The 8,967-nt window shown below is 38.4% G+C and carries 7 protein-coding genes and 1 rRNA gene; 4 read left to right on the forward strand and 4 right to left on the reverse strand.

Annotation, left to right across the window (positions count from 1 at the left end; translation table 11 throughout):
* The first annotated feature begins 164 nt into the window (after window positions 1–164).
* The 3 genes from rrf to BI291_RS14615 all read left to right on the forward strand — a co-directional run bounded on the left by rrf (window position 165) and on the right by BI291_RS14615 (window position 1,759).
* Window positions 165–279: ribosomal RNA gene (rrf, locus tag BI291_RS14605) — 5S ribosomal RNA — on the forward strand.
* 67 nt (window positions 280–346) lie between these two features.
* Window positions 347–1,306 (forward strand): elongation factor P--(R)-beta-lysine ligase, encoded by a 960-nt coding sequence (epmA, locus tag BI291_RS14610; RefSeq protein ID WP_074499512.1) that lies wholly within the window; start codon window positions 347–349, stop codon window positions 1,304–1,306.
* Between the two features lie 72 nt (window positions 1,307–1,378).
* The gene (locus BI291_RS14615; protein ID WP_074499513.1) at window positions 1,379–1,759 is read left to right on the forward strand and encodes a MerC domain-containing protein; all 381 of its coding nucleotides are present in this window, start codon (window positions 1,379–1,381) and stop codon (window positions 1,757–1,759) included.
* Between the two features lie 9 nt (window positions 1,760–1,768).
* Here BI291_RS14615 and glnG read toward each other — a convergent pair whose 3' ends face one another.
* From glnG to glnA, 4 genes are all read right to left on the reverse strand, one after another.
* Complete coding sequence (gene glnG / locus BI291_RS14620) at window positions 1,769–3,169, reverse strand: nitrogen regulation protein NR(I) (protein WP_074499514.1); 1,401 nt, start codon at window positions 3,167–3,169, stop codon at window positions 1,769–1,771.
* Window positions 3,166–4,254: a nitrogen regulation protein NR(II) gene (glnL, locus tag BI291_RS14625; RefSeq protein ID WP_074499515.1), complete on the reverse strand. Its 1,089-nt coding sequence runs from the start codon at window positions 4,252–4,254 to the stop codon at window positions 3,166–3,168. The genes glnG and glnL overlap by 4 nt, the downstream gene beginning before the upstream one ends.
* A 77-nt stretch (window positions 4,255–4,331) precedes the next feature.
* On the reverse strand, window positions 4,332–4,859 hold the full coding sequence (locus BI291_RS14630) for a DUF4124 domain-containing protein (RefSeq protein WP_074499516.1): 528 nt from the start codon (window positions 4,857–4,859) through the stop codon (window positions 4,332–4,334).
* A gap of 114 nt (window positions 4,860–4,973) precedes the next feature.
* Window positions 4,974–6,380 (reverse strand): glutamate--ammonia ligase, encoded by a 1,407-nt coding sequence (gene glnA, locus BI291_RS14635; RefSeq protein ID WP_074499517.1) that lies wholly within the window; start codon window positions 6,378–6,380, stop codon window positions 4,974–4,976.
* Window positions 6,381–6,679: 299 nt separating this feature from the next.
* Here glnA and typA point away from each other — a divergent pair, with 299 nt between their 5' ends.
* Complete coding sequence (typA, locus tag BI291_RS14640) at window positions 6,680–8,503, forward strand: translational GTPase TypA (RefSeq protein ID WP_175573136.1); 1,824 nt, start codon at window positions 6,680–6,682, stop codon at window positions 8,501–8,503.
* The last annotated feature ends 464 nt before the right edge of the window (window positions 8,504–8,967 follow it).

Consider the following 8,967-nt stretch of genomic DNA (forward strand, 5'->3'; position numbering starts at 1 on the left):
CTCAGTAGTGAAATGCAATAGCGCCGATGGTAGTGTGGGAGTTCCCATGTGAGAGTAGGACATCATCAAGCTTCTATTAAGAGAAACCCGTAGCATAAGCTACGGGTTTTTTAACCTTTAATGGTTAAATAATTAGTAAGTTGTTTAACCATTAAAGGTTTTTATCTGGTAACCATAGCATTGTAGAACCACCTGACTCCATGCCGAACTCAGTAGTGAAATGCAATAGCGCCGATGGTAGTGTGGGAGTTCCCATGTGAGAGTAGGACATTACCAGATTCTTATTTAAGCCCTTGTCTAGCGACAAGGGCTTTTTTCGTTTACAGTAGTTTTATTTTATTTATCTATGTTTAAACCCACATTAACTTGGCAGAATGCTAAGAAAAAAGCTGAAGTGATACATCAGATCAGATCCTTTTTTTATCAAAGGGGGGTTGTTGAAGTAGAAACGCCTTTATTATCACAAGGTACAGTGACAGATAGATACATAGAAGCTTTCTCCACTCAACCTAATGCTACTGCGCCATCACCAACTTATTATTTACAAACTTCGCCAGAATTTGCAATGAAGAGGCTTTTAGCTGCGGGTTACAAAGATATTTATCAACTATGTAAAGCTTTTAGAGATGAAGAGCAAGGACGGTATCATAATCCTGAATTTACTATTCTTGAATGGTATCGCGTTGGTATCGATCACCGTGAGTTAATGCAAGAAGTTGATGCTTTATTAATGTCAGTATTAGCTTGCAAGTCATCAGAAATTATTACTTATAGAAATATTTTTATTAAAGAGTTAGCAATCGATCCTTTGACGGCAACAACAGAGGAGTTGAAACGTTTGCTTTATGAAAAAGGTGTTGAAGGTGAATGGATTGTAAATGAAATCGATAAGGATATTTTGCTACAGGTGTTATTTTCTGAATGTATTGAAAAAAATATTGGCCAAGATAAGCCTTGTATCGTGTATGAATTTCCTGCATCACAAGCATCCCTTGCCAAAATTTGCCAAGAGAATCCTAAAGTCTCTGAACGGTTTGAGGTGTATTTTAAAGGTATTGAGCTCGCGAATGGTTTTCATGAGCTATGCGATGCTACAGAGCAATTAGTTCGGTTTAAACGAGATAATATCCACAGAGTTAAAGAAGGAAAAGATACTAAACCGATTGATAAACGCTTCATAGAGGCTTTAGAGTCAGGCTTACCCAATTGCTCAGGGGTCGCATTAGGTATTGATAGACTTTTGATGATTGCGTTAGGTTTAAACCATATTGAAAAGTCGATCTGTTTTATGTTTGATAATGCTTAATAGTTTATATTGTGACAATGTATCATGTGTGATATTATCTCATTAATTACTTAGGATAAGGTTAAGCTCATTGTGTTAGATAGAATTGGTATTACAGCGACATCTTTATGTGCATTGCATTGCATATTGCTGCCTGTTATTTTACCAGCACTTCCTTTATTGGGGTTAAGCTTCTTAGCTGACCATACTTGGGAGCATGTATTTTTACTTGTAACGGGTATCCTTGGTTCTATTGCCATGTTTTCAGGGTTTAAACGTTATCACAAAAGGTTATATCCATTTTATTTACTGATTTTAGGCCTAGTAATTTACTGGATGAAGCATGATTTTTCTGAACAAGCTCAACCTTTCTTCATCATAATAGGAGCAACATTAATTGTTGCAGCCCATGTGATTAATCTGAAGCTTTGTAATAATTGTAAACGCTGTGATGAACATGGTTGCTCAAGCTAGAGCTTGAATTTAAAGTTTTAAATCTTTTAACTTCCTAGTTAGTGTATTTCTGCCCCAACCAAGTTTTTTTGCCGCTTCTTGTTTATGACCATTGGTTACTTTTAGGGCTGCTTGTATCATTATTTTTTCAAATTCCGGCAGCGCTTCTTCTAATAATCCATTTTCTCCTGAAGATAACTTTTCATTAGCCCATCGTTTAAGTAGTAATTGCCAACTTACACCTTCAGCATCGTAGCTGATAGCTTCTTGAGTGAGTTCGCTAGGTAAGTCTTCTAGGTGAATTTCTTTACTACTTGCCATAACAGTTAAAAATCGGCAAATATTTTCAAGTTGTCTGACATTGCCTGGCCAATCAAATTGCTTAAGGTATTCAACAGTAGGTCTGTCTAATGTTTTAGTTTCAACGCTTAGTTCAATAGCGGCATGTTTAAGAAAGTGCTCACACAGCTGCGGGATATCTTCTCTACGCTCACGTAAACTTGGAATATGAATTCTGATAACATTTAATCGATGGAACAAGTCTTCCCTAAAGTCACCAGCACGAACTTTATCTTCTAAATTTTGATGAGTCGCCGCAAGTATACGAACATCTACTTGAATAGGGGAGTGACCACCTACACGATAGAATTGCCCGTCGGCTAATACCCTTAATAACCGAGTTTGAATATCTAGCGGCATATCACCAATTTCATCAAGAAATAAGGTGCCATTATGCGCTTGTTCGAATCGCCCTTGTCTTACAGAATTCGCGCCAGTGAATGCGCCTTTTTCGTGTCCGAATAATTCTGATTCGATCAAATCTTTAGGAATTGCCGCCATGTTAAGTGGAATAAAGGGAGCTTTTGCTCTCGGACTGTGCATATGTAATGCATGTGCGACAAGTTCTTTACCTGTTCCTGACTCCCCATTTATTAAAACACTAATACTAGATCGAGATAAACGTCCTATAGCGCGAAAAACTTCTTGCATGGCAGGTGCTTCACCAATAATGCCAACAGCGGCTGAGCTGGGTGCATCTTGGCGCGTTTTCGCTTTTACTTCGTGTGCATGAGCCAAGGCTCGTTTGCTTAATGCAAGTGCCTCATCAATATCGAATGGTTTTGGTAAGTATTCGAATGCCCCACCTTGATAAGCATTAACTGCGCTATCTAAGTCTGAGTGCGCGGTCATAATGATCACAGGAATATCTGGAAAACGTAGATTGATATCATTTAGTAATTCCATGCCATCGATATTAGGCATGCGAATATCAGATATGATCACTTCGGGTTGACCGTGATCTAGAGCAGTTAACACATTTTCTGCACTATCAAATGACGCGGAACTGATATTTGCATTTGCAAAGGCTTTTTCTAATACCCAGCGGATGGAACTGTCATCGTCTACAACCCAAACTTGTTCTGTAATCATGGCGTTTTATCTTCTGAAATTGGTAATAAAATAATAAATTCGGTATGACCCGGGCGGCTAATACAGGAGATTTTCCCTTTGTGTTGGTTAATGAGCGTTTGTGAAATGGCAAGGCCTAAACCTGTGCCGTTAGAGCGTCCTGAAACCATAGGATAAAATAAGGTGTCTTGAATTTTACTTGGGATACCAGGCCCATTATCGATAATGCTAATTTGTGCTGCAAGTTTAATACGACGGCCATTAATGGTTTTATTACTGGCAGCTCGCGTTTTTAACCGTACAACACCACTTTCGCCGATAACTTGAATGGCATTACTGACAATATTTAGTAACGCTTGCTGTATTTTATCAGCATCAAAGTTTATATCCGGTAACGAGGGGTCGTAATCTTTAATAATTTTGATGTTGTTGGGGTTATTGAAACTAATTAGCTGAGCAACTTTTTCTAAAATAAGGTGAATATTTTGACTATTAAAATTTGGTAATTGATTAGGGCCTAGTAAGCGATCAACTAAATTTGTTAACCTATCTGCTTGTTCAATGATCATTGCCGTGTATTCTTGTTGCTCTGGCGTAATTTCTTTATTTAGCAATTGAGCAGCACCTCGTAAACCACCGAGTGGATTTTTTATTTCGTGTGCTAAACCGCGAATTAAATCACGCGCAGACTCCCACTGCTGATGCTGAAATGCTTCTTCACTAATTTGCTTCTGCTGATCGATTTGTTTAATTTCAAGTAATATAAACGGAGCATTATCTAAGGAAAATGAGGACGCTGTTAGTTCAACGGTGATTATACGTTTATCAAAAAACTCTAAAACAACATCACTATCACTAAACTCTTGGCCAGAGGTCAACAATTGTTTTAAACGTATACTACTGATAGGGCTATTAAAAAAAACATGTTGTAAACTTTGATTGCGCAACTTGTTAAGGCTTTTAACCAATAATGCTTCGGTCGCTGGATTTGCGTATTGAATATTTAATTGGTTATCAAGCACAATCACAGCTGTTACCATATGATTAGGTAAATTCTGTTGATAATATAATTTTGCGGTTGCGTCTATTTTTTTTGTACTAGGCATAAAACCTCTATGCACTAAAATGGTGCGAATATTTTTTAGTGTAAAGTTAAAACCTATTTATTGCACGATTATATCGGCTAATTAGCGCTTATTTTTGAAGCTCTGTGCATATAAAAGGTTATTTGCTTAGACGATGCAATAACCTTGCCTTTCTCATTAAGAAGGGATAATTTTAATTGATGTTCACCCCTGTCAATATTAGACAGCCTAAACTGAGCATAGCTTTGCGGAAAGTTATGAGGTTTATTATCGAGTAAAAGTTGAATGGTGTGCCCTTGCTTGAACAGTGGTTTTATTCTACCTTGCACCAAAAGAGAACCTGTATTGTCTCTAATTGTTTGTTTATTGCTAGGTTGAGTAATTTCGACATTGAATTTATCTTCAATAACCTTAGGTTTTATATCCAGAATGGAGGTATCTACATGGGTAGAGATAATGTTTTTCTCTTGCACCTCAACTTCTTCAGCGCCGGGGCGTGGGGTATCTGAATAAACGACTTTACCAGATTCATCAACCCAAACATAAACCTTAGTAGATGCAGCATTGGCTGCTTGTAGACAAGAAATACAAAAAAGTAGAGCACATATTAAATAGATATTTTTCAATGTGTGCTCCTTATAAATAAATCGATTACCTTTTAATCTATCTAAAAAATATCAAATTAGCTACAAAAAAGCTCACCGAAGTGAGCTTTTTCTTTAATCTCAGTGAATTACTGATTAAACACTGTAATACATTTGGAACTCAACTGGATGAGTTGTCATATTAAGAGTTTCAACTTCTTCACGTTTCAAGCCGATATAAGCATTAATCATATCGATGTCCATAACGCCACCAGCTGTTAAGAAATCATTATCTGCTTCTAGGGCATCTAGCGCTTCTTCAAGTGATGAAGCGACTTGTGGAATAGCTGCTGCTTCTTCTGCAGGTAAGTCGTACAAGTCTTTGTCCATTGCATCACCAGGGTGAATTTTGTTTTTAATACCGTCTAGACCTGCCATTAGCATCGCTGAGAATGCTAAGTAAGGGTTAGCTGTAGGATCAGGGAAACGTGCTTCAATACGACGTGCTTTCGGTGACGGCACCACTGGAATACGAATAGATGCTGAGCGGTTACGTGCTGAGTAAGCAAGCATTACAGGCGCTTCAAAACCAGGTACTAAACGTTTGTATGAGTTAGTTGAAGCATTAGTAAATGCGTTTAATGCTTTAGCATGCTTAATGATACCACCGATGTAATAAAGTGCAGTTTCAGAAAGTCCGCCATATTTATCACCAGCAAAAAGGTTCACGCCGTCTTTTGCTAATGATTGATGAACATGCATACCAGTGCCATTGTCACCTACGAGTGGTTTAGGCATGAAAGTCGCTGTTTTACCGTAAGCATGTGCAACGTTATGAACAACATACTTGTAAATTTGTACTTCATCAGCCTTTTTAACCATGGTATTAAAACGACATGCGATTTCGTTTTGACCAGCTGTGGCTACTTCATGGTGATGTGCTTCAACAACTAAGCCCATTTCTTCCATGACTAAACACATTGCTGAACGTAAATCTTGTGAAGAATCAACAGGTGCTACTGGGAAGTAACCACCTTTTACACCTGGACGATGACCAGTGTTGCCATCTTCATAAGAAGTGTTTGAATTCCATGCTGCTTCTTTATCGTCGATTGAGTAGCTTGCACCGCTCATGTCTGCTTTAAACTTAACATCATCGAATACGAAAAACTCTGGTTCAGGACCAATAAGTACTGTGTCTGCTATACCTGTAGAGCGCATGTATTCTTCAGCGCGATGTGCCACAGAACGAGGATCACGGCTATAACCTTGCATTGTTCCTGGTTCAACGATGTCACAACGGATGTTTAAGGTAACTTCTTCTGTGAATGGGTCTAAAACAGCAGTAGATGCATCAGGCATTAATACCATGTCTGATTCGTTAATGCCTTTCCAGCCTGCAATTGAAGAACCATCAAACATTTTTCCATCTTCGAAGAAGTCTTCATCAACTTGATGGTACGGTAATGAAACATGCTGTTCTTTACCTTTTGAATCAGTAAAACGTAAGTCAACGAACTTAACGTCATTTTCTTTGATTAAGTCTAATACTGCTTGTGACATGAGTGTCTCCAGTGAAATGAACAAAATTAATATAAATGCTTGTACCGCATTTTGCTTTGCTAGGGTGTAAGCTAAAAGTGTGCCAAGCGATAACTGACTGTAATATAAGTACTTTAATAAAAATAAGTTTTGCTATTGCACCAATATGATCCGTACATTGCATCTGTATGGTGCAATAGCAGTGTAAGAGACAATGTGTTATTTTTCTAGCAAATGAAATTTATATTTCATTATATTTTCATTGTTAAGGAGACTGCTGTACAATACGCGCCCAATTGAAGCCCTTTGAGCAAATTCCAGTGTTAGATAAATTACGTAACATCGCTATTATAGCCCACGTTGACCATGGTAAAACTACCTTGGTTGATAAATTATTAGATCAATCAGGTACATTAGATTCAAGAACAGATCTTGAAGAACGTGTGATGGACTCAAACGATATCGAAAAAGAACGCGGTATCACCATTTTGGCGAAAAACACAGCCATTAATTGGCAAGACTACCGAGTAAACATTGTGGATACTCCTGGTCACGCCGATTTCGGTGGTGAAGTTGAGCGTGTAATGTCGATGGTTGACTCTGTACTGCTTATTGTAGATGCACAAGAAGGCCCAATGCCGCAAACACGCTTTGTAACGCAAAAAGCGTTTGCTCAAGGATTAAAGCCAATTGTTGTTATTAATAAAATTGATAAGCCAGGTGCTCGTGCTGAATGGGTAATGGATCAAGTATTTGATTTATTTGATAACCTTGGCGCTACAGATGAACAATTAGATTTCCAAGTTGTTTATGCATCAGCAATCAATGGTTGGGCGTCTTTAGAAGAGGGTGAAGAAGGTGCAGATATGACGCCGCTTTTCCAAACCATTGTTGATCAAGTACCTGCACCAGAAGCTGATCCAGAAGGTGCATTCCAAATGCAAATTTCTCAACTGGATTACAGCTCTTATTTAGGCGTAATTGGTGTTGGTCGTATCACCCGCGGTACTGTTAAGCCTAACCAACAAGTGACTGTTCAGGGTGCGAGTGGAAAAATACACAATGGCAAAGTAGGAAAAGTATTTGGCTACCTAGGCTTAGAGCGTCACGAAACAGATTTAGCTGAAGCTGGTGATATTATTGCTATTACGGGCTTAGGTGAATTAAAAATATCTGATACGATTTGCTGTCCAAATGAAGTTGCACCTTTACCACCGTTATCTGTTGATGAACCAACAGTAACAATGACATTCCAAGTAAATACATCACCTTTTTCCGGTAAAGAAGGTAAGTATGTTACTTCTCGTAATATTAAAGATCGTTTAGATAAAGAGCTTGTTCATAATGTTGCCTTACGCGTTGAACAATTAGACGATCCAGATAAATTCAAAGTGTCAGGTCGTGGCGAACTTCACTTAGGTATTTTAATTGAAAATATGCGTCGCGAAGGCTATGAATTAGCCGTTTCGCGCCCTGAAGTTATTATGCGTGAAGTAGATGGTCAAATTGAAGAACCTTATGAAACAGTAACTATTGATGTTGAAGAAGAGCATCAAGGTTCAATCATGGAAAAAATGGGTTTACGTAAAGCAGAACTTACAGACATGGCCCCTGATGGTAAAGGCCGTATTCGCATGGACTTTATCATGCCGAGTCGTGGTTTGATTGGTTTCCAAACTGAGTTTATGACATTAACGTCAGGTTCTGGGTTGATTTATCATACGTTCTTCGAATATGGACCACATAAAGGTGGCGAAATTGGCCAGCGTTTGAATGGTGTTATGATCGCTAATGCTACGGGTAAAGCGTTAACTAATGCTTTATTTAATCTTCAGGAACGTGGTCGTTTAATGATTGGTCATGGTGTTGAGGTTTATGAAGGTATGGTGATCGGTATTCATAGCCGTGATAATGACCTAACAGTAAATGCCCTTAAAGGTAAGCAGTTAACTAACGTTCGTGCGTCAGGAACTGACGAAGCGCAAGTGTTAACACCGCCAATCTTGATGACATTAGAGCAAGCGTTAGAATTTATTGATGACGATGAGCTTGTTGAAGTAACGCCAGAGAATATTCGTATTCGTAAGAAATGGTTAAAAGAGTCTGATAGAAAGCGCGAAAGCAGAACAGCTAAAAAATCATAGTTTTATTTATTAGCAATAAATAAGCAATAAAAATACCGCGTAATCGCGGTATTTTTTTGCCTTTTAAAAATGTTCTGGTTTTGCGTTCGACTTGCATTTTCTATCGCTGTAGTGGCTGAAGAACGTTTCATCTGTAAGAGTGAAACAGCAGTAAGACAAATATGTTAAATACGATGTAATAGTAATACCAATTCGCATAAAGATTAAGTCAGTTCAGAGCGATGTCAGAGGTGGGAGAATAAGCGAAACGTGTGCAGGTATAGTTGTTCTACATCAAACTCGTTTTGCGCAATTATCGCGCCTCTAACACGCTCCCAAAGGGCGAGTTTAAACGCGCTTCATAGCCTGTGTTGTTGATTTTAACAAGGATGCTACAAGGATGTAGCTTATTAGAGAACGCAGGAGCACGTTCTCCTGAATAACCATTCTCTGCAATCAACGCCGTGCCTCTAAAGCGTTTAATT

It is taken from the genome of Thalassotalea sp. PP2-459 (assembly GCF_001913705.1).
GTDB classification, from domain to species: Bacteria; Pseudomonadota; Gammaproteobacteria; order Enterobacterales; family Alteromonadaceae; genus Thalassotalea_C; species Thalassotalea_C hakodatensis.

Coding starts and splice junctions, on each gene's coding strand:
- epmA (WP_074499512.1), top strand. CDS start 347: ATGTTTAAACCCACATTAACTTGGCAGAATGCTAAGAAAAAAGCTGAA.
- glnG (WP_074499514.1), bottom strand. CDS start 3,169: ATGATTACAGAACAAGTTTGGGTTGTAGACGATGACAGTTCCATCCGC.
- glnL (WP_074499515.1), bottom strand. CDS start 4,254: ATGCCTAGTACAAAAAAAATAGACGCAACCGCAAAATTATATTATCAA.
- glnA (WP_074499517.1), bottom strand. CDS start 6,380: ATGTCACAAGCAGTATTAGACTTAATCAAAGAAAATGACGTTAAGTTC.